The organism is Photorhabdus noenieputensis (assembly GCF_018448935.1).
In the GTDB taxonomy this organism is placed as follows: Bacteria; Pseudomonadota; Gammaproteobacteria; order Enterobacterales; family Enterobacteriaceae; genus Photorhabdus; species Photorhabdus noenieputensis.
On the sequence record NZ_RCWC01000018.1, the window covers coordinates 1 to 22,025 of the forward strand.

At 39.4% G+C, this 22,025-nt stretch carries 14 protein-coding genes and 1 other annotated feature; of the genes, 7 read left to right on the forward strand and 7 right to left on the reverse strand.

All coding sequences use genetic code 11. The features are described from left to right. The 5 genes from EAE91_RS24595 to EAE91_RS13195 form a co-directional block, all read left to right on the forward strand. Positions 1-1,976, forward strand: a 1,976-nt coding sequence (locus tag EAE91_RS24595) for a DUF637 domain-containing protein (RefSeq protein ID WP_280520283.1), incomplete at its 5' end; no start/stop codon positions are given. Beyond that, a complete protein-coding gene (locus EAE91_RS13175) occupies positions 1,973-2,452 on the forward strand; it encodes a hypothetical protein (RefSeq protein WP_214088894.1) in 480 nt (159 codons plus the stop codon). The genes EAE91_RS24595 and EAE91_RS13175, both read left to right, overlap by 4 nt. An 83-nt stretch (positions 2,453-2,535) precedes the next feature. Beyond that, positions 2,536-3,342 carry a hypothetical protein gene (locus EAE91_RS24235; RefSeq protein ID WP_244868833.1) on the forward strand — a complete coding sequence of 269 codons (807 nt, stop codon included), beginning with the start codon at positions 2,536-2,538 and terminating at the stop codon, positions 3,340-3,342. After that, positions 3,339-3,689 carry a hypothetical protein gene (locus EAE91_RS13190; protein ID WP_049583742.1) on the forward strand — a complete coding sequence of 117 codons (351 nt, stop codon included), beginning with the start codon at positions 3,339-3,341 and terminating at the stop codon, positions 3,687-3,689. The genes EAE91_RS24235 and EAE91_RS13190 overlap by 4 nt, the downstream gene beginning before the upstream one ends. A gap of 71 nt (positions 3,690-3,760) precedes the next feature. Next, positions 3,761-4,150, forward strand: a complete 390-nt coding sequence (locus EAE91_RS13195) for a hypothetical protein (RefSeq protein WP_244868834.1) — start codon at positions 3,761-3,763, stop codon at positions 4,148-4,150. A 283-nt stretch (positions 4,151-4,433) separates the two neighbouring features. Here the strand turns inward: EAE91_RS13195 and EAE91_RS13200 are convergent, their stop codons facing one another. The 7 genes from EAE91_RS13200 to EAE91_RS13230 all read right to left on the reverse strand — a co-directional run bounded on the left by EAE91_RS13200 (position 4,434) and on the right by EAE91_RS13230 (position 18,865). After that, positions 4,434-5,582 (reverse strand): C2 family cysteine protease, encoded by a 1,149-nt coding sequence (locus EAE91_RS13200; RefSeq protein WP_244868835.1) that lies wholly within the window; start codon positions 5,580-5,582, stop codon positions 4,434-4,436. Positions 5,583-5,823: 241 nt separating this feature from the next. Next, entirely contained in the window at positions 5,824-6,444 is a 621-nt protein-coding gene (locus EAE91_RS13205) for an L-threonylcarbamoyladenylate synthase (protein WP_214088896.1), read from the reverse strand. A 27-nt stretch (positions 6,445-6,471) separates the two neighbouring features. Further along, entirely contained in the window at positions 6,472-7,332 is an 861-nt protein-coding gene (rnm, locus tag EAE91_RS13210; protein WP_214088897.1) for an RNase RNM, read from the reverse strand. A 170-nt stretch (positions 7,333-7,502) separates the two neighbouring features. After that, on the reverse strand, positions 7,503-9,392 hold the full coding sequence (locus tag EAE91_RS13215) for a glycoside hydrolase family 18 protein (protein WP_214088898.1): 1,890 nt from the start codon (positions 9,390-9,392) through the stop codon (positions 7,503-7,505). 124 nt (positions 9,393-9,516) lie between these two features. Beyond that, a complete protein-coding gene (locus tag EAE91_RS13220; RefSeq protein WP_214088899.1) occupies positions 9,517-13,611 on the reverse strand; it encodes a Tc toxin subunit A-related protein in 4,095 nt (1,364 codons plus the stop codon). Further along, positions 13,604-17,134 carry a Tc toxin subunit A gene (locus EAE91_RS13225; RefSeq protein WP_214088900.1) on the reverse strand — a complete coding sequence of 1,177 codons (3,531 nt, stop codon included), beginning with the start codon at positions 17,132-17,134 and terminating at the stop codon, positions 13,604-13,606. Before EAE91_RS13225 ends, EAE91_RS13220 begins: the two co-directional genes overlap by 8 nt. A gap of 96 nt (positions 17,135-17,230) precedes the next feature. Beyond that, positions 17,231-18,865 (reverse strand): glycoside hydrolase family 18 protein, encoded by a 1,635-nt coding sequence (locus tag EAE91_RS13230; protein WP_214088901.1) that lies wholly within the window; start codon positions 18,863-18,865, stop codon positions 17,231-17,233. A gap of 873 nt (positions 18,866-19,738) precedes the next feature. Beyond that, positions 19,739-19,839: a sequence feature (Trp leader region), on the forward strand. A 28-nt stretch (positions 19,840-19,867) separates the two neighbouring features. On the opposite strand from EAE91_RS13230, the gene EAE91_RS13235 reads away from it, so the two are divergent. After that, positions 19,868-21,442: an anthranilate synthase component 1 gene (locus EAE91_RS13235; protein WP_214088902.1), complete on the forward strand. Its 1,575-nt coding sequence runs from the start codon at positions 19,868-19,870 to the stop codon at positions 21,440-21,442. After that, positions 21,442-22,020, forward strand: coding sequence for a glutamine amidotransferase-related protein (locus tag EAE91_RS13240; RefSeq protein ID WP_214088903.1), 579 nt, complete (start codon positions 21,442-21,444; stop codon positions 22,018-22,020). The genes EAE91_RS13235 and EAE91_RS13240 overlap by 1 nt, the downstream gene beginning before the upstream one ends. The last annotated feature ends 5 nt before the right edge of the window (positions 22,021-22,025 follow it).

Below are 22,025 nucleotides of genomic sequence, written 5' to 3' on the forward strand. Positions count from 1 at the left end.
ATCTGTTAAGCCGGGATGACAGCACCTATGAAGCCAGTAAAATCGCCACCAATAAAAATGCCAAACTGACCAGCACTCACGGTAAAGTTAATTTTAAAGCGGTCAAAAACAGCACCTTTGAGCAGACAATTACCTATTCCAAAGGCTTTTATATCAAGCAGACCGATAAAGGCTATACCGAAAACAAATGGGTGCTTCCTGCTATTCATATCGGCGGAAAATTTACCGTGGAGGCGGCCAAAGGGATTAGCGCGGATATCAAAGCCCAAAATGGTCAATCGTTACAGAATGCGGTATCAGTATTCGGCAATACGCCGGAAACCGCCTGGCTGAAAGGACTCAATGAACGTAAAGACGTTCAATGGAATTTAGTCAAAGATGCCTATGACAGTTGGGATTACAAAAGCCAGCATCTAAATCCGGTGGTCTCTGCGGTTATCGCGATTGCAGTCGCCGCTGCGACAGCGGGGGCCGGATTAACGGTTTCTGTTGCCGGATCAGCCGCAAGTACAGCGGGTTCAGCCGCGACGGCCGCGGGCGCTACTGCCAGCACTGCCGCCGCCATGAGTTCAGTGGCTTACGGCGCGACGGCTTCCGGCATGGCCGCACTCGCTTCTCAGGCAGCGGTAGCGTTGGTGGATAATCAAGGTGACTTATCTAAAGCTTTAAAAGTGATGGGAAGCAGCGATACGGTTAAATCAACCATCACATCAATGGCGATTGGTGGCGCACTGGCGGGTTTTGATAACGTGATGGGATGGGATAAAGCCGCCAATGGCGCTCAAATTGACCCGGCAAAAGCGACATTACCTAAACTGAGCAATGGCGACTGGAGCAAAGTGGCTCAACGGATCGCCGGTCAATCCATTATCAGTTCCAGCCTTGGTACAGCCATCAATGGCGGTAGTTTTAAGGACAATTTTACCACCGCATTACTTGCCAATATTGGCAGCCAGATTAACGCCGAAGGTGCCGGGTTGATTGGGGCTAACGGTCAGGTGTTAGGTTTACCCGGAAAAACCATCAGCCATGCGGCGGTTTCTGCCCTTGCTGCGGAAATTGGCGGCGGTGATGCCAAAGGGGCGGCGGCTGGGGCATTAGCGGCAGAACTGGCCGCGATAACATTGGATAAAACATTCAATGATCCCATGAAAATTCAGGCAGGTGGCAAAATCATCGGCAGCGTCGCAGGTGCCATTGCAACCAACAGCGCCAAAGGGGCTAACAGTGGGGCTAATGCCGGGGAAATTGTTATTGTATATAACGCGCTGGCACATCTTCTATCCGCAGCAGAGAAAGAAAGACTGGGTACAATACAAGCTTACGAGGAGAAAAAGAACGCCTTTTGTCAGCAGTCGCCGGATGCGTGTAAACAAGCGGGAGAAGCTATCAGCTTTGGTACTGACTTCATCCCAGTGATCGGTGATATCAAAGGTTTTGTAGAGGCTAAAAGCGCATTAGATTATCTAGCCGCCGCGATAGCCATTATTCCCGGCGCAGGTGATGCCGCCGGAAAAACTATCAAAGTCGCAGAACAAGCCTTACAAAAAGGCGATGTTGGCGAAGTTTCCAGACTGATTAATAAAGCCAGTGATGAAATAAAAGCATTACCAAAACCAAGCACTACATCAATCCCAAGTGGCAGTATTGGCGCTGGAAGTGTATTCAGAGTTGATGATGCCCAATTAGGGAAAAAGCTAGGAAAGCACGTAAAAGATTTTGGTGGTAATCCATCAAATCCTGCGGATAGAAAGTTGGTTCTGAACAAAATAAACGAAATAGGTAATGACCCGGATAAAACGATTCCTGGTGTTTTTGCCGGACAAGGGGCTAATGGAACGAGAGGAGATGTATTATTTAAAATAAAGGGGAATGATGTTGTTGTCACTAAACCAGATGGCACATTTGTTACTATTATGAAGGATGGTATCAATAATACATCTGTGAAAAATGCACTGAAAGGAGAACCACGTTGAATTTAGTTACTAAAGCAATCAATCAGTGGGGAGCTCAAATCATAGGGAAACCACTTAAGTCAGTGTATGGATTGATTCATATATACGACATAGTGGATGTTGAACATCCCCAAGAGTTATCTATTGAATTTTGTGAAATCGATAACTCGCCAAAGAAACTACTTTGTGGCCCTAATGGGACATCAATCGTTTTATGTGAAGGTGAACTTAGTGAAAATGATTTAGGAGAATATGGTAAAGAGATAGTAATGGATCTATCTAATCTTAAAATATTTGATGGATTGATAGGGAAACCTCTTTCTTACATTAATACCATTTATTCTGAAATTGAGCAAGATATCATCGGTTTTATGTTTGTGTTTTATAATTATGGTCAATTTAGCGTAATGAATTTAGGCGATGAAATATATATGTTTAATCATATACCTGATTCTTTGCTAAAAGATGAAGAAATTTCTTTAATTAAAGTAAGTTGAGAAAAATTTGACTCAGAGATATTCCTATTAGTGTGACTGCCTCTTAATCAGGAGATCTGACTAAGAGGCAGAATTCACTACCAATGGACAGATTAGTTAACAAAGCTAAAGAAAAGCAAAGATATTCCATTGATTCTGAAAAAAATGTTCATCGCTTTTCTTACAGTAATAATGGTACATGGCATTGGTCTGGTAGTACTGGAGATCAAAAAAATCCATTAGACAGACAAGAAATTCCTAATGATGTAAAGAAAAATTTTGGTTTACCTGGTAAATGTGCCGGGAACGGTGGGTTATGCACACTGACCTATCAGGCTGAAATGGAAGGTGGGATAAAAACAGCGGATGCCATCAGTGGTCTGAGATGGATGTTTGGCTTATCGGCTGAAGATACTCATCGTCTCAGCCAGTTTGTGACGACAGAAAACCAGAATGATTTAGGGCTGTTGTATAACTCGCTGCCCGCTTGGGAAAAAGGTGCACTGATAGCTAAAGAAGCGGTAGAATCTGCCGGTATTGGCGGTGCTATCGGCGGTAAAGCTTCCGTTGCTTCGATTGTTGGGAAGAATAAACAGCCTTATCAACCGAATCAGGGTGCTGTTGGTAATATGGGAGAATTTTTTAGACAACCCGGATTTGGAAGTCAGATAAAGAATAACTCAAGTAAAACCAGCCAAATCTATCAAGGCCAAAGTGTTTATCAAGCTAAAGATGTGGTCGGAGATCATATAGCTAAAGGTGATAAATATTATCTTGATGGTATGCATAAAAATCATATTGAAATATTTGATAAGAATGGAAAATTCAAATCTGTTCTTAATTTAGATGGTTCGTACAATGAAGTTAAAACTCAAAAAGCTATGACTGAAGGACGGAGATTGCCAAAATGATAGACCATATTCCTCTTGATAGAATGAAAAAAGACTTTTTGCTCATTCTCAACCAAAAATCTATTGGTACGATAGATACGGATAACCTATCAGTAAACTACAATGACCACTTAGATAAAAGACTAAAAAGATATTTAACTTTATTGTGTGATACCGCTGAGTTGCTAGCTAATGCGACAGAAAATAGAGATGAAGTGACTGCACAAGCAGCTTTATTGAGAATCCGTAGTCATTCAATGAGTTTATCTAGTTTCTTTGAAGCAATAACTGAAGATGTAGAAGTATTGCTTGGTCTGAATGGCTGGCCAAAGATCCCTGATAATTACATTTATCCATCTAGTAAATAATAATCCCAACCATTATGAACCGAAAGCCCACATCACGTGGGCTTTCGGCCTTTTGCCAATAATCACCAGATGTGCGTAAACAAGCTAGTAATCTGACCAGAGAACTCCAGGAAGCCAATAAGCAAGGAACGCCTACCGAAGCAATCTGGAACAAATACAACAAACTGAGAGCTGCGCAACGGGCAGAAATGTTGTCTGCCTGTGCCGGGAACGGTGGGTTATGCACACTAACCTATCAGGCTGAAATGGACGGCGGGATAAAAACAGCGGATGCGATTAGTGGCTTAAGATGGATGTTTAACTTATCGGCTGAGGATGCCCATCGCATCAGCCAGTTTGTGACGACAGAAAATCAGAACGATTTAGGGCTATTATATAACTCGCTGCCTGCCTGGGAAAAAGGTTCATTAATAGCCAAAGAAGCGGTAGAATCTGCCGGTATTAGCGGTGTTATCGATTAACCAAAGATATAAGCGATTATAATTATTCAAAAGATTAACTCCCCCCAATATAATAAATTCATTAACCCCAAGGAATAGTAAGATTTCTATAATTATTTAATTCACTCATTCTTTCAATTCTCAAACAATTAATAAGATATAATTTTTAACAATATAAAAGTGGCCATAAATTATAAATTTAAGGCCACCATTTTATTGATTTTTATTTAAATTGCCATTAATACCAAACACTAATATTAAATTAGTAGATTACAAGTCAATCCTAGCAAGGAGCAGTATCCTATCACTCTTGAATTGGAGAGGGATTTGCAATACTTTTCAATGAATCAGGAATAATTTCACTGAGATACATGTCACTTATTTTTGGTAAATTCTTAACATAGAGATCATATGGCATCCAGAATGATTTCCCCTCAAACCGGCTATTCTGGAATATATCATTTTGTACGTCTTCTGGAATATTTTCCCATTCAGCAGAGCCTGGAGAATATGGACCTTTATATTTAACGACATTCCACGGATTATGCAGTCGTACTAACTTAATATCATTCCATTGCTGAGCATCCAATATTAAATAAGCATGGCCTGATACCAAATCCGTAGAGGAACCCGTTCCTTGATAAGTCACATGATGTTTTACTTTGAAGATATCGACAAATTTCTCATCCCAAATACGATCCTGATTATCCTGATTAATACCGGTATTTGCAGTCGATTCTATACCAAAATAGATTTCATTACCGCCGCCTAAATTCTCATAGCCTGCATGCAATTTTGCAAATGCTTTTTCAATCAGGTAGTACCAAAACTCATTTTTATCTTCCATAGCAGAAAAATTGACTCTTGGCAGATCATCGTCAATCAATAAATAACCAATCTTAGATTGATTGATGATTCTGATCGAATAAACGCCGGTTGAATTATAAACCGGCGGATAAATGGAAGAGAATAACAAATTATGCCCTTCAGGATGGGAAGCAATTGCCCCAATAGTGCTAACAAAGCCGCAATTGCCAAGATAAAGCTGCCCCATATCGATCATCTCTACCCCTTTAATAAACATACTGGGAGATTCAATAAAATCTTTAATACGGCTATGCTTATCAACTCCTCCATTTTGCCATTGCTCAGGAGTATATGAATCATCCGACAAATAACCATTTTTCTCTGATAATGCTTTAATTAAAGCCAATACCGGATCTTTTGCATATAAAGTGACACCGTTAAAGTCAAAAGGTTCACAGGTAGCCAGAATACCATTTAACTCACTTAATTTTACCGCTTTATCAGGATCTCCGCTCAATGCTTCTTGCACGGATTTTTCAGCATATGCGTCACGTCCACATGCGATTAAATCCCTATCTGGTGATTTTGGCCATGTATGAACATTAATGACATCAACTGGTTTATCGGAGAAATTAACAACTGACATTTTCAATATCCCTTGATTTTATAATGAATGAATAAACTTACCTTAGGTGAGGTAAATATTTCCTTATCACGTTATTAAAATCAACTTAATTATTAAATAGACGGTAATTCTATTTTATTGAGTCAGTGTTAATAATTCGAAATAACAATAACCATTTCGATTCAATTAAAAAATCAAAAATATAAAGCCTGCATATAATATACAGGCTTTATATAGATTCTAAAAATAATTACTGCGTAGCTTATAAGAATGGCGTGATATTGCCAGCCCCTTCTCGTATGACAACCGGCGTATCCTCAGTTAAATCGATTACGGTTGTAGGTTGTTGCCCTAAATAACCCCCGTGAATAATCAAATCAACCAATTTTCCCAAATTATCTTTAATTTCTTCAGGATCAGATTCAGCAAAATCATTGCCCGGCAAAATCAGACTAGTGGACATCAATGGCTCACCCACTTGTTCAAGCAACGCCAAGGCAATTGGATTGGATGGAACACGTAACCCAATGGTTTTCCGCTTATCATTCATCAAACGACGAGGTACTTCTTTCGTCGCACGCAAAATAAACGTGTAATTACCTGGCGTATTATTCTTAATCAGCCGAAAAGCTGAATTATCGACATAAGCATAGGTCGATATTTCTGACAAATCCCGGCACATTAAGGTGAAATTATGATGACTCTCTAACTGGCGGATACGGCATATCCGAGTCATCGAATCTTTATCTTCCAGATGGCAGCCAATCGCATAACCGGAATCAGTTGGGTAAACAACCACCCCACCCTTTTTAAGTACATCCACACTTTGCCCTATTAAACGCGGCTGCGGATTATCAGGATGAATATAAAAAAACTGGCTCATAAATTACCTCTTAATTTTATGCAGCCCCTACAGTGACCAGTTACGCCATATTGGTACCACATCACCGGGCAACCACAATTTACGCCCTAACTCTATCCATGAACAAGGCTGGTGAAAATCAGAACCTAACGAAGCCATCAAATCATATTCCCGCGACAATTGACCGAGATATTGCCGCTCGTTAGGTGCCTGCTGGCACTGTGCAACTTCCATCGCATCACCACCATGTTGTTTAAACCAGACAATCAGACGCTTCAACCATTTGGTCGATAAATCATATCGTCCCGGATGAGCAATGACTGCTTGACCACCTGATTGATGAATGGCATCAATAGCTTGTTCGATTGTACACCATTGAGGTGGAACGTATCCGATTTTTCCTTTTGCCAGATACTTTTTAAATATTTTCGCCACTGTTGGCTCTCTGCCTATTTCAATTAAATAACGGGCAAAATGGCCTCGTGTCACCTGTCCACCATTTGCTAACCGATTAGCCCCCGACCAAGCATCGGGAATCCCCACCTTTGCCAATTTGCGGCCTATCTCAATTCCTCTCTCTTTTCTGAGTTCAGCTTGCTTTCCGAGCAATTTGACCATTGCATTTGACTGAATATCAATGTTTAAACCAACAATGTGAATCTCCATATTTTGCCACAGGGTAGATATCTCAACACCTGATATCAATTTTAATGGCAAGTTGTGCTGGCTGATATGTTCATTGGCGGGCAAAATAGCATCCGTTGTATCATGATCAGTCACTGCCAATACATTAACGCCCATTGCCACTGCCCGTTCAACCAACTCTGATGGTGAAAGTAAACCATCCGATGCAGTCGTATGACTGTGCAGATCATAAATTGTCACCCATTCAGTCGTTGAATTTGTCATTATTCCGTTCTCTGATTAAATAGCTTAGGTACAGCTTAGCGATAAACGGTGACATTTTACAGAATAGAACCCTATTCAGCCCTAAAATATCGGGCTGAATAAGATTATTTTAAGAACGATGAAATTTACGGATGAGAAACGCAATATCCCTTTTTATTGACAGAGAAGAATTAATCAACGTTTTTCTTCATTTCGCCAATAGATTTCAAATAATAGGGCTTACCCGGATTATAGAGTGGCCCCATATCGATGGTCTCATCATTAGATTTTGCAATATACCCCATTCCTTCTCTGGCGGCATTCGCCAACAAACCACAATCCTGATCGCCTGACCAAGAAAAGATGCCCCCCAGTTTATTCTTAGCGACATATTCCGCTTTCTGTTTCACCGTGCGAGGGGTATCTAGTGAGATAAAGTGCCCCCCTTTTTCACTAAACAAGAAATCGGCATCAGCATTGGTATCCGTCATTAGCACAAAGCCATTTTTCCCGGTAGCGAGAGTATGTTCGCTATCCAGATAATTATTAACAATATCAAAGAACTCAGGTGAACCTTTTTCCATTGTTCCTAACGCATCACCAGTTTTATTATATTCGCGCGTTTCAAGACTTGCCCCTTTGCCTGCACGACCATAGTTAGCATAACCTAAATGAATTTTCTCCAAAGGTATGCCAAGCTCCTGATGTAAGTAATTGATAGCAACTTCCGCGGATAAATCAGACGCATCTGATGGATCAGGATCTTTTGGCGAATAGAGATTCGTATGATGACCGATATAAGGTGCCCATCCGGTACCAAAATAGTCGTAACTCATTAAATAAATATTATCCAGACCATTTTTGACTAATTCAGCAATATTGGAGGTTTTTAATTTCGCTTTTACACCACTACAAGCAATGGAGATCTCTTTTCTATCTTCTCGCCCAAATCGGCTATCCAAAGATTCACGTAATTCTTTAATTAACAGAGCGTAATGTTCTCCATCTTTATCACTAATAACATTACCATCCTCACCCGGGCTTCCAGGATATTCCCAGTCAATATCAACACAACTGAACATAGGAAAGCGCGCAAAAAAATCAACAATACTGTCAACAAAAACACGACGCAGTGCCTCATCAGCCGCCATCACGGAGAAATAACCGGACATACTCCAGCCACCAATACTAAAAGCCAGTTCAAGTTTATGGCCCGCTAAACGCGCCGTTTTCTGTAATTCACGTAACCCACCTAATAAACCCGAAGCTCTCTTTTGTTGATAATAAGGCAAGAATGTTCCCGGACCGATATCAGTATTCGCGCTTTCTTTCGGTAATCCTACATTACGGGCAGTACCTAAATCACCATAAGGATCAAGAGGAACAATATGGCCTTCCGTAATTTTGATGTCACTCTGGCTATTCCAGCCATCAGCAACTTCTTTGATCTTATCCCCTTTCACACCAGTATCACCGTAAATACCCAAGAAGCTGAATATCAATTTATCATAGGCGATCACATTGATAGTGCTTAAATCAAATCCTCTTCCCCGATCACCAGCCTCTTCATCCTTACCATCCAAACGTGCATCATATTGGCACCAATCAGTAATATAAGCAGAAAGTTTTGGTTTGGATTTATCGCTTTCATATTCATTAAACATCGGATGACAAACACGCGTCGCAGTATAAGAAAGGTTGCCCGCTGAACCATCAGGTTTAAAATTAACATCTGGTCTTTGATAGGTCTGTTCTGTAATAGCATCCGGTTGTAAAACCGGTGAAGGAATATCTTCCGTCGGATCAACGCGCCCATCGGTAGGATTTCCGTGCTCTTTTATCTCTTCCTCTGTCGCTGGACGAATATATTTCCAGGCATTATGCGGTGTTCCTTCTTTAGCCGCAGGATCAGGAATATGCCAGCGCTCAACCCAATAGGTATTGGTATAAACACCACTATTAAAAATAACATTATAAACTTGGCCGCCTGCCTGATTTTTCCATGCAGTTAATGGTTCACCAATAATATCACTTATGTCGGACATGGATTTCGATGAGGTATAAGTATATTTGTTTACCATTTATAAACTCCAATGCGATTTATATTTAGCCTCCTCATGGATAGAAGAGGCTAATTTGAATGTTAATGATAACGAGTAAGAATTTTAAATTCAGATGACTGATTCATTTAATTCTTAATTCCCGTCATGCCAAATCTGGGTATTCCTTTTTCAATAATGCTTTAACAGCAGAGCCAAATGATGCAGACCCCTCTTGCGCGGTATATCGAATATGAAGAATCACGTCGGTCAAACTTTCTAAATCCTGTGATGTATTGGTAAATTGGAAATTCCAGCTCGATCCTACCCCGACTCCCTCAAAGGGTAAGAAACGTTCATCATCGAAATTAAGCGTGAACATTCCACTGTCATTAATACCCGTAGATAAAGCGATTTGTTGATTGGGTTGTATACTGCGGACCGTATAAGGCGTTTCCGCACGAGTTCCTTCTTTCAACATTTTTTCAACAGTTTTCAGATCCGCTTTGGTCGTATAACTGCTCACCCCCGACAAACTTAATTTGGCGCAGATATCTTCATAAGGCCCAATTAACATCGGCAGCGTCACTGAGACCGCTTTAATCCGCCGATTAAATAAACCAGTATAATCTGGAACAAAATGTTTGGTTTCATCCAAATTAAACGTAATTTGGTTATGCGATTTCAAGGCTTGAAGTTTTGTATCCCACTCCTCACCCAATAAAGATTTAAGCGAAATCGTTTTGATAATTTCCAATTTACGTGAATTTTGCTCAACATAAGTACGTTCCATACGTTGCAACGCCAATTTCAGATTTTCACCGACCAACAGCCCTTGATAGAGATCATTCCAGCTCGCGCCATCAATAAAATTCTGCTCGCCTAGTCCAAGTTCATACTGTAAAGAGGCTTGCGCGGATAAACACAACGAAGAAACAGCATCATAAACCTGTAAATAGAGGCTTGAGATCTGGCTAATCATCCAGGTATATAAACTTTCATTAGTAAAACGGCTGGAGAAATACGCCAACAATGCCTGAGATTGTTGCTGTTGTGCTTCAACTTGTGCCAAACGCTTACGTGCGGCGCTGACTTGCAACTGCTGAATATTAATTTGCTGATCAACAGACTTTACTTCCCATTCAGCCTGTTTATATTGCACTTCCCACTCTTGTCGGCGACGGCGATAAGATTCAGAAACACTGAGACTATCAGCTTTAGTACTATCAGACTGATGTTTCAAAGTTGCTATTTCAGCAACAGCATTTAAAGCAGCCCCCCAACGTGAACCCCCAACTGCCAATCCATAAATATTGGGAACTAAATCCAGTGCCGCCGCAGCCGTCCTTGATACTTGTGAAGCTAACAGAGCAGAAGATGCCTGAGCCTGTAATTCAATAACCTGCTGTTCCGTTGACGAAATATTTTCATCATAAAGGCTTTTATAGTGTTCGTACCGTTCCTGAGCAGATTGTTTACTCACTTGCAGCGCATCAAGACTGGCTTGGTTAATATTGATATCTTGTTGCTGGAGGTCAACAGCAAAACGGTAGAGATCATTATTCTGAACCATCTGGAATGATTCAAAACTCAAATTATCTTTCCGTTCCAACAGGCTCAACAACGTGCTACCAAATTGTATCAGCGTATCGACACCCGATTTCGCCCGCGCCAACATCGGTTCAAAACGATAATTTGGTACTCTGAAATTCATTCTGCTGGCATTTCTGGCAGCAACAACTCGCTGATAACGCTGATTCATTAATCCACGAGGAGAAATTTTCGAATCATAAAGATCCATAGAAATTTCTTTACCATCCAGCGTTAAATTATGCCGTAAATTGTAAATCCGATTTTCTATTTTATCCCACAGGGCCGTTAACTCTTCATTAATAGGTTTCATAAAGAGATCATTATCCAGCGCACGAATAGTTTTATCATGAACCACCGGGGCATAAGGCAAAGGATAACTTATCATCTCCAATGCACGTATTGCGCTACTCTTCTTATATGATGCATCCTCAAGAGTTATTGGCTGCCAGGAACTGGCTAATTGGAGATCAGGACGCGCACCTAATAATGAACTTGCCGTTGCATAGCTCAGGCGTGCCACCGTTCGGGCAGTAGGCTGTAACTTGCGATATTCCATATCACCTTGATCGATAACATTTTTAACGTAGAAGTTAAAAATAGCCTTACGATAATGAATAGGTTCACTGGCAGAAATTGCATCAGGATCAGCCGGTTCTATCAGACTACGTAATCTTTTTGGTTCGTCAATGATCGGACGACTATTCCAATAACGTGGCTTATCTTGTTCCAACGCCGGTTCATCATTACTTTCAAAAGGATTAAAAATAAATTTAATCCAGCGGCTGGCTTCTTCATAACGCTGTTCGACATTAAACCGCCAAGCCACCATAAATGGCATATGGAAGAATAACTCCCAGAAATAAATACCATTCGCCCCTTTGAGGTCGATAGGTTTTGAAACATTGCCGGTAATCGGCTCTTCATGAATATTTTGCGTATCCCAACTGAGAACTTTGTCCAGTTTTTGACTCGCCTTACTAATTAACTCTTTTGCGAAAAGGGTATTTAAACGAATCGCCTTGTCAGAATACCAACTTTCTAATGGTTCCTCTGGTTGCTGCTCTTTTGGAAATTGCAAATACTGAGTTTGTTTAGTCTGTTTAATTTGGATTTTGTCACGAAGCAATTTACCTACACTGAGTTTAGTTTTAATTTTACCAGCAATATCTCCAGTTTCTGATGGCAAGCTAAAACCCGTAACAACCGTTACATCATTTCTATCACAACGGTTCAATGTGACACTCAATTTTGGTTCATAATTTTCTGGAGTCAACACTTTATAATCAAGCCAACAGCGTTCACCCTTGCTATCTTCCAGCCAAATACAATAAAGGATATTTTTACTTCTGCTAAAATCATATTTATATGTTGAAGTAGACGTAAGGTACATATTTAATGTCCCGTCAACATAAGTCGCATCCAGTTTGAAATCGTCTATTGTACCCAAACTTCCTTCAAATTCTTTTTCCCCCGCTATCGGCCACTTCATATTATTATTAACGGGATAAAGCACCAATTGCTTATATTCGTCCGGCCCGCCATTCGCAGTTTCGCGGAAATAGAACCAAACTAAAGCAGCGCCATATGCATCCAGATCAGATAGTGTTGAAGTGGATTTGGGCAAATCCGTTGCTTCCATTAATAAGTTGTCACAAACGTAGGTGAAGACTTCATCATAATCGTATGCTTTTTTATCACTATCTGTACTCTGCATACGAACAAATGCGACCAAAGCCAGGCGTTCAACATCTCCGGTACGATCGAGAACCGCAATCAACTCCTTCATGGAGTGATCAAGTAAATCTTCACGAACGGTAGTGCCGGTACCCCAAGTACCATCAAACGCTAAATGAGCTAAATTAAGCTTGGTACGATATTTAATGATTTCATCTTTGCTTTGTTTTTCTTCAGAAACTTCAAACCAACTAATATATAACCGGTTATTTAAGATAATTGGACGAACAATACCGTTATACGCATTTTCTAACGGAACATTAATCAGCTTCCACTCACTCCAGGCGGTAGGATAGAGTTCATCAGTCTGATTATTACGCTGTTTAGCATCTAAAGTTCGCCAAAAATAACGGTAAGGTTGAGTTCGTGTTTTAGCAATGAAATAGATTTTATCATCGGCAATATCAATACCATCTTCGTAGCCAGCAATAACTTCTAAATTACTGACCTCTTCGAAGTTATTCAAATATCCCAATATCGCTTTCTGAGCAACATCATCGGTGAGTTTGCCTTGATTAAGTGCGCTTTCAAGTTGAAAGAAGAATTCCGTTTTGGTTAAACGTAGTGTGGGATCAACATAAACTTCCGGGTAAATAGCCAATTGTTGATTTGCCGCCCAATAACCATAACGATTAGCAAATTCCTGCCAATTGTCTGCCTCTTCCTGAGTCATCGATAAACCTGACTCTAAATTCAAAACAATACGGTTAATATATTGTTGTACCGATTGGGTAACATGTGCGACACGGGCGGTTTTTACTTTAGAAGAAACCTGAGTATCTAACAATAAAAAATCATACAAGTCATCAACATCTTGAATTCTTTCACGCAAGGATTGAAAAGCAGTATCATGCGGAACAATCTGACCAAGATAATAATCAACTAATGCATCACGCAAATTTTCCTGTAATTTTGCTTCAATTAAATTAGACATTCTCATCATCTCCTTGCGCTTTTAATGCAGCCATTACCGCTTCCCCGATACTTTGGAAAGCTTCAAAATCTGAATTAACATCAAGTGCACCAGCACCTAATAAAGGCTCAACGGACAAATTGGTTTCCACAGAAATTTGTTGCAATCGTCGTATCCAATCTATTTGAGATAAGGTCATTGCTCGTTCTTTATCTAATCCTCCTTTCTTACAAGCAAGAGAAATTTCATCAGGGTCCCAATCTAAAATCTCCGCCAGTAATTGCGCACATTTATAATTGTCATCATCCTCTTCTTTTGTTTTCGGTGAAGTTTCACTGTTAGCAAAAGTAAAATATTCTTGAATCTTATCTTCGTTTTGTTTCGCATTTTCCAGTAAATCCTGATAGCGATTCAGCAGGAAAATTTCATCTAATGATAATGATGTTTCTGTTGTTTCACTTATGTTTAATCCAAGCCATTTAGGATTTGTCAGGCGCAATAACAACAGATTATTACTTATGCTCAATGCATTAATTAATTGAGTATAAACTAACAGACTATAGGTCAAGTCCAGAAACTCTATTTTAATATCTTCAACTTTTTCTGGCGTATTATCAAATACCAATTTCAGTACTGAATAGATATTACTTCCTAACCATCGCAGTTGTAATGGAACAATATCTCTTGGTACTCCATATTCTCCCGCAATAGCGCTAGATAATAGACTCTCTTGTGCGGTTTTAGCTTGCAATATGATCTGCACAACAATATTAATTTGATTATTATCTGGACTTATCCCTTTCTCCTTTATAATATCTTCAATCTCTTTCCTTAGAGATTCTTCATCTGTTTTTCCCCATACTAATGGAATATCTTTGATTAAACCGTTATCCTTATCGAAAACGCCATTTTCATCTGACAGAACGCTCCACCAATCTATATTATTTATTTCTTGCCGATTAAAATCAGATTCTTGTAAACGTACATTATCAGTCAAACCATCGGAAATTCCCTTATAAAAGGTTAACATGCCACTTGTTGGCACCACTGGAAGCTGAGTTTTACCTAATAATAAGGAAAGTTTGATCGGTGTCAGTTTTGTTTTAACCAACCAAGAAGTCAAAATTTCCATTTGAGCAATAACACTGAGAATGTCATCTTTTTCTCTAAAAGTGGGTATATCTGCCAAATATCCCTCTTCACCTGTCAAAATATCCGCCAGAATTAATCCATCTTCCGCAGAAAAACCAAATAATCGTGGAATAGTGACCAAGCGATAAAAACTAGACACAACATCAAGATTACGTACCAATTTGCCAGAAGAGAGTTTCAGGGCTTTCTCAACGATAGGTGCAATCACTTGAAATGTGGATAAAGAAATAGCTAACCCAGCACACAATTGTTTAACTGTTTTCGCACCTTCCCCTTGATTTTCTTTATAACTAAATTCTTTCCCATCCAGAATTAAAGGCTGATCAAAAAGTTTAGACTGATTAAAGATTTGATCAAAAAATGGAATATTATTGCTGATAGTAAATGGTGTAATTTGATATATCCATCCAGCAAATGTTTCCGGTAATACTTTATATTTTGTCGATAAATGGCGGAATAGACCTAACGCTCTCAATGTATTATTAGAAATAGCCAGATCACTATTTTTCGGTTCAGCTTTTATTGCTGAAATTATCAATAAATCAAGCTGATGATAAGGTAACTCTAACCAGCGTTGTAAACGAATAAAACGGTTCATTCGATCATAACGGAAATCAGAAACTGCATTTATTTCGCGTCCATTATCCGTTCTCACAATGCTTAATGCATCTAATTGCCCCGCATTTATATAAACTCCACCATAGTGATAAGGCGCAGGAAAGTGTTCCGATGTTTGTCCACTATCGAAAATAGGATTAGAAAATATCACATTTGGCGAAACTAAAGGCCGGAAATCACCGCTACTAAACAAGTGTTCGAGATCTGTCACTTTCGATCCTGTTTGTTGACCAAAAGATAGAATCTCTTTTAATTTCACACTTTCATCCGCAGAAACACCATAGTTATCCTGGAAAAATTTTTCTGCTTCTGGCAATAATTCTGATTGTGCAGTACCTTGTTTAGCAATAGCAAAACGGTAAGTCATAGTCAGGAAGCTAATACCTTCAATATTTACCGAAGTATTATTTGTGCTCTCTTTTGGTATCGCCGCATAAACTGTCATTTCACCAAAGAAAGGACCATTATCTAAATTACCAATTTCACTATTATCACTTTCTACATAGGTTAATTTTAACTGCCGACTAAATGGTGATGAATTATCAAAAGGCTCCATCCTCGCTTTTATGCGATTGTAGGTCAGAACATTTTCACCACGAAGTTTAACTTTGATCGTCTCTTTAGTTTTATTTTCGCAAGTAATAACAATCTCATCATAGGCTTTATCAACATTATCACTCAACAATGTCGGGCCAGTGATATTTTCATCAGCATGAATAATATAAGCATGTTTAGCAACATCACGTTCAGGTAATACTTCTGTTGTACTGGTACTGAAATAACTCTTAATAAGTTGCTCACGTGACAAAAAGTTTTGTGCAAACGGGCTTTTCTCTGTCAGTAAAGTCATTTGTTCCTTACTTAATTGAGAATAGGCAAGCAAAGCCTGATCACGTTTTTCAGTTAAAATATGCCAGGGAAATTGCTGATCCACTTGCTGAATAATCGTACCTAATTCAGTCTCTTTTTCGGCCAAACCTTTATTGATCTGTTGAGAAGGCAAACTATAAGGTAATGTAAATGGAAAACGAGTCTCTCCCAAAACCTGATTAACCGGTTTCTCTGCATGGCCTGTCTGATCAATATATTCCCTGGCACTTTTCGACAAAACATCATTCACAATAGATATTGCCGTAATCTCTTTGTAAAGATTATCACTATTAAGTAATAAGTCAGGAATATCAGCACGCCTTTGCTCTAACCCTACGGCATTATTGGAACCATCTAACTCTATTTGTTGTACAAACTTATAAAGATCAAGCAGGTAATTTACCGGACTATCAAGAGCCTCAATCGCGTCTGGCTGACAGAAATCATCCCAAGGTTCAGGAAATAAGTTGCTATAATCAGGTAATTTCTCTTTCTCATCAGGATTGTCACTAATATAAGAAGAGTATCTTGCCTGATAACTCGCTTTTGTTAATGATGCGCCATCGTAATCCCTCAATTGTCTTTGCCGATAACTTTGTACCAATTGATTGGCTGCACTCACTGCTTTATCAAAAATTACCTCTGCATGACCTGATAAAGATTGATTATGGCGTTTAATAAATCGCTGCTTTGATACTTCAGCAATATCAAAAATTGAGTGATAACCCAGACGTTGAAGTGTATTGACCAGCGTGACAGTAGAATTATCTGCTTTCTCTACTGCGTTTAATAATCTATAACCTGATGGCGATTTTGGCGATTTGACTTCTGCCACCGCAGCTAATAATGGTGATACTTTTGTTATATCCTGTTTTTCACGAGAAATACTTTTATATTTATCCATTATATTATTCCCAACCTAATTAATCGGAAACACCTGAATAGAACAGTTATAGAGACTATAACCACTTTAAGGAATGAGATTTTTTGAAGCATAAATTCAATTTAATTTACATGCTTCACACTGTTTCTCTTTCGGTTTATCGTAAGAAGGAAGTTCACCTTCGAAATAAAACGGTTCCATTTCAATAACTTTTTTAATTGCTTTACGACCTAGCCCTTCATGGGCAGCATTGGTTAATAAGCCATTATCCTGATCGCCGCTCCAAATAAATAAACCACCAAGTCCCTTTTCTTTAACATAGCGGCCTTTTTCTCTGACTGAACGAGGCGTATCTAATGACATAAATACTTTGAGATCTTTATTATAAAGATAATCGGCTTTCGCCACCGGATCATGGAAAACCGTATAGCCATTACGACCTATTTGATTTTCATAATCAACATAGTTATAGATAACATCTGTCCATTCAATTACGCTGTATTCGAAACTCCCTACTGTGGATGCCCCATCAATATATTTACCAACTAGCTGTTCATTATCCTTACTCTCTAACTCCGCAGTTCTGGCATTACGAGTGTAACCCGAATAACCAATATAGATTGATTTCGGATTAATTTTTAAAGAAATAAGATAGTTAACTGCATCATCGACTGAATACTTAGAATATTGGTCATCATTATTGCGATAAAGATTAGTATGATGTGATAGTTTTTTATCGCCTAATGTGAAGAAATCATAAGTCATTAAGTTAATTTCATTAACACCAGCAGCGATCAATTCTGGAATATGCGCTGCTTTTATTTTTTCTATATCAGCAGAAGCGGCAATACTAATTCCTTTCAAATTGCTGATATTTGCATCTTTTAAATCCTTAATAAGCTCAGCAAAGTACTTATAATCATCTTTATCAAATTGATTATTTTCCCCCGCAGAACCAGGATATTCCCAGTCAAGATCAATATGGGTGAGCATGGGGAATCTGGTGTATAAATCTTTAACACCCTCAACAAATCGCTTACGAAGATTCTCATCACGGCATACTTCATAAAAAGCACCACTCATTGACCAACCGCCAACGCTAACAGAAATCTCCAGATCCGGATTTTCTTCTTTAAGTAAACGCAACCCTCCTAATACCCCTTGGGCTTTACCTTGCTGATATAAGTCTACAGGATCGCCCGCCCACTGAGTAAAACCACAATTAAGATAGGCTGCAACATCAGCCCAGGGATCAATTGGAATAGGTTTGCCTTCGTGATTCTCTAAAATATCTTGTTCGGCATCCCCCATTTGCCATCCATTTTTACCCGCAGCAGCAATGATAGTTGCTCTCTTCTCCCCAGGATCGCCAATAATTCCTGCAAAGCTAAAAATAATTCTGCCAAACGGCTTTCCTTTTTCTTTATCGCCTTTAAAGCGCATTAAATCAGCGCTTCTGCCGCCATTCTTTTTAAAATCATCTTCACTTGCTGTGTCAACCAAACGCGCATCATAGATTGACCAATCAGATAAATAACAGAAAACACCAAAATCATCTTTCTCCTCGTAAGTATTAAAAACAGTTTTAGCAAGCCTTGTTGGTGTATATGTTAATGCTCCATCGGTTGTTTTAGGATTAAAACCATTTAACCGATAAGTTTTTTGCGCCGCACCTTCTTCCGAATCTTTAACCTTATGTGGATCAGTTTCATACACCAATTGGCTATCTGCTTTTGGTTTATTTTCACTCATATCTTACTCCACTAATAGTACAATTGTTTTAAACATCACAGAGTTGAATCATGGCAACCTATGCCAGAATTAAGTAGAGCTCTAATAAGTACTCAGATTACAAATCGTTCCCTCTGGAATACCTATAACTTATTAGATACAAAAGATTACATAGCTTTAACTTATAAAGATCTAAATTCTAAATAACACGATATGTTAGAGCCCTGAATACTACTTCTCACAGTAATATTAGCTAAACCTCTTTTTTTCATATACAGATATAAAAATTGACAATCTCTTTTTCCCTTTGCCTATTGACTCAAACAAAACCCAGTAAATTCTTCTTTTTAACCAAAATTTGCTCTCGCTAAATTTTGTTTTTCATAAAACATGATTTATATATTTAATATTATTAAATATCATGGCTATATCATAAAATGACAATATGAGTTATTTATGACAGTAAAATAATAATTTTATTAAAATTTAATATCCAATTTATAGTTGCTGACTATTTTTTGTTACACCGTAACTAAAATTCCCACCAATTAACCTTTAACTTTCTCTAGTAATATTAAAATAGGGTTAAAAAACGACTTTTGAATAGATTTTCGCAACCTAGATTTTGTGGGAAATTAACTACTTGTATGTTGATGACTCCTTGATTAGAGAAACAGCACGGCAACTTAATTTGATCATCAACTCTTTTGAGTACCACTTAATGCCTAAATTTCTACCTCTAATTGCACAAATTAATAAACACGCCAAAAAATACTTGACACACCAATTTCGTTCCAGTTTACTAGTACGCGAGTGAGTAAGACTGATATTACCTTGTATACTACCTATATCAATACTAAAGAGGCACTGAAAATGGCTGTATTTATGACGTCTATCCGTTGGTGGCATAACTTCCCAATAAGGGCGGTATGGTCACGCACATAAATCAACAGTGCCAAATTACCAAAACCCGCCTAATAAGCGGGTTTTTTTATATGCGTAACTCATTAACAGGACGAAAAAATGACGGATAAACAACCAAAAATCACAGTAATTGAGCAGGAAACTGCTTATCAAGCCGATCCTACTCTACTATTCAACCAACTCTGCGGTGAGCGACCAGCAACTTTATTGCTGGAATCTGCGGAAATTAATAGCAAAAAAAATTTAAAAAGTCTGCTGATTATCGATAGTGCCTTACGTATCAGTGCCAACGGCAATCAGGTTACTTTCGACGCTTTGACAGAAAATGGCCGGAATTTATTACCCATTTTGGCCAACAAATTTTCCAGTAACATCCAATCTAAAATGACACATGATGCTCTTCAAGTTACCTTCCCGACAATCAATCACAATATAGATGAAGATAATCGTCTGAAAGCCGTATCCGTATTTGATGCACTGCGTGCCCTGCTTTCTTTGGCGGAAGGGTCATCACCACACAATTCGTCAAGCGCAGAAGCGATATTCGTTGGCGGCCTTTTTTCCTACGACCTGGTGGCCGGATTTGAGCCATTACCAGCCATAAAAACCGTTCAACGCTGTCCTGACTTCTGTTTTTATCTCGCTGAAACATTATTGGTGATCGACCACCAGAATAAAAATGCACGTTTGCAAATCTCTCTTTTCAGCAATTCTCAAGCAGAAGAACAACGCCTTAAGCAACGATTGAAAACATTAGCGGCGCTCATTACCGAACCCATTGAGCCGGTAAAACAAATCTCTCTGCCAACCATGAAAGTTTCATACAATCGGGATGACAATGCCTATACAGAAATGGTGGCACAGTTGCAGCAATACATCCGTCAGGGAGATATTTTTCAGGTGGTGCCATCAAGACGCTTCTTTCTACCCTGCCCGGCACCGCTTCATGCTTATCAGAAGCTTAAATACCGCAATCCCAGTCCTTACATGTTTTTCATGCAGGACAAAGATTTCTGTCTGTTTGGCGCTTCTCCTGAAAGCGCACTTAAATATGATGCATCCAATCGCCAGATTGAAATTTACCCAATCGCCGGCACCCGTCCCCGTGGGCGCAATGCTGCTGGCGAGCTAGATGCCGATCTGGACAGCCGAACCGAACTGGAGATGCGTACAGATCATAAAGAATTAGCCGAGCACTTAATGTTGGTTGATTTGGCCCGTAATGACCTGGCTCGCATTTGTGAACCGGGCAGCCGCTATGTCGCTGACCTGACAAAAGTCGATCGCTACTCCTTTGTTATGCATCTGGTTTCCCGCGTAGTGGGAACATTACGCCATGATTTGGACATCTTCCATGCTTATCAAGCTTGTATGAATATGGGTACCCTTACTGGGGCACCGAAAGTACGTGCAATGCAACTTATCGCTCACTCTGAAAGTGAACGCCGGGGCAGTTATGGTGGCGCTGTCGGTTATTTCACCGGTAAAGGAGATATGGATAATTGCATCGTTATTCGCTCTGCCTACGTGGAAGATGGCATAGCGACTATTCAGGTTGGCGCAGGTATTGTGCTGGATTCCGAGCCTTTAGCAGAATCCGAAGAGACTCGTAACAAAGCAAAAGCCGTCATTCGTGCAATTATTGAGGCTCATCAAGCAGAGGAGATTTTCTAATGGCAAATATTCTTCTACTCGACAATGTGGATTCATTCACCTATAACCTCGTCGATCAATTACGTAATCATGGTCATCAGGTTGTTATTTATCGCAATACTGTTGCAACTGAAATGATTATGCAGCGATTAAGAATGCTCTCTTCTCCGTTATTGATGCTTTCACCGGGGCCGGGTAAACCATCTGACGCCGGTTGTATGCCTCAATTACTGCAAAAAATTATCGGCAAAATTCCAGTAATCGGCATCTGCCTTGGGCATCAAGCCATTATTGAAGCCTATGGTGGAGAAATTTCTGCTGCTGATGAAATCCTACACGGCAAAGCTTCTCTGGCAGAACATGATAATCAGGCTATGTTCGCTAATCTGGAAAACCCTCTACCGGTTGCACGTTATCACTCTCTCGCAGGTAGAAAAATTCCATCCGAACTGACTGTTTCCGCCCATTGCGGCAACACTGTTATGGCGGTTCGTCACGATAAACATAAGGTTTGTGGATTTCAATTTCATCCAGAATCGATTCTCACAACTCAGGGCGCTAAATTGCTTGAACAAACTCTGGTCTGGGCACTAAATTAAAAGGG

Excerpts from the sequence above, each read along its gene's own strand:
- EAE91_RS13240 (WP_214088903.1), top strand. The coding sequence starts at position 21,442 with ATGGCAAATATTCTTCTACTCGACAATGTGGATTCATTCACCTATAAC.
- rnm (WP_214088897.1), bottom strand. The coding sequence starts at position 7,332 with ATGACAAATTCAACGACTGAATGGGTGACAATTTATGATCTGCACAGT.
- EAE91_RS13225 (WP_214088900.1), bottom strand. The coding sequence starts at position 17,134 with ATGGATAAATATAAAAGTATTTCTCGTGAAAAACAGGATATAACAAAA.
- EAE91_RS13200 (WP_244868835.1), bottom strand. The coding sequence starts at position 5,582 with ATGTCAGTTGTTAATTTCTCCGATAAACCAGTTGATGTCATTAATGTT.
- EAE91_RS13230 (WP_214088901.1), bottom strand. The coding sequence starts at position 18,865 with ATGAGTGAAAATAAACCAAAAGCAGATAGCCAATTGGTGTATGAAACT.
- EAE91_RS13215 (WP_214088898.1), bottom strand. The coding sequence starts at position 9,392 with ATGGTAAACAAATATACTTATACCTCATCGAAATCCATGTCCGACATA.
- EAE91_RS24235 (WP_244868833.1), top strand. The coding sequence starts at position 2,536 with ATGGACAGATTAGTTAACAAAGCTAAAGAAAAGCAAAGATATTCCATT.
- EAE91_RS13235 (WP_214088902.1), top strand. The coding sequence starts at position 19,868 with ATGACGGATAAACAACCAAAAATCACAGTAATTGAGCAGGAAACTGCT.
- EAE91_RS13205 (WP_214088896.1), bottom strand. The coding sequence starts at position 6,444 with ATGAGCCAGTTTTTTTATATTCATCCTGATAATCCGCAGCCGCGTTTA.
- EAE91_RS13190 (WP_049583742.1), top strand. The coding sequence starts at position 3,339 with ATGATAGACCATATTCCTCTTGATAGAATGAAAAAAGACTTTTTGCTC.
- EAE91_RS13220 (WP_214088899.1), bottom strand. The coding sequence starts at position 13,611 with ATGTCTAATTTAATTGAAGCAAAATTACAGGAAAATTTGCGTGATGCA.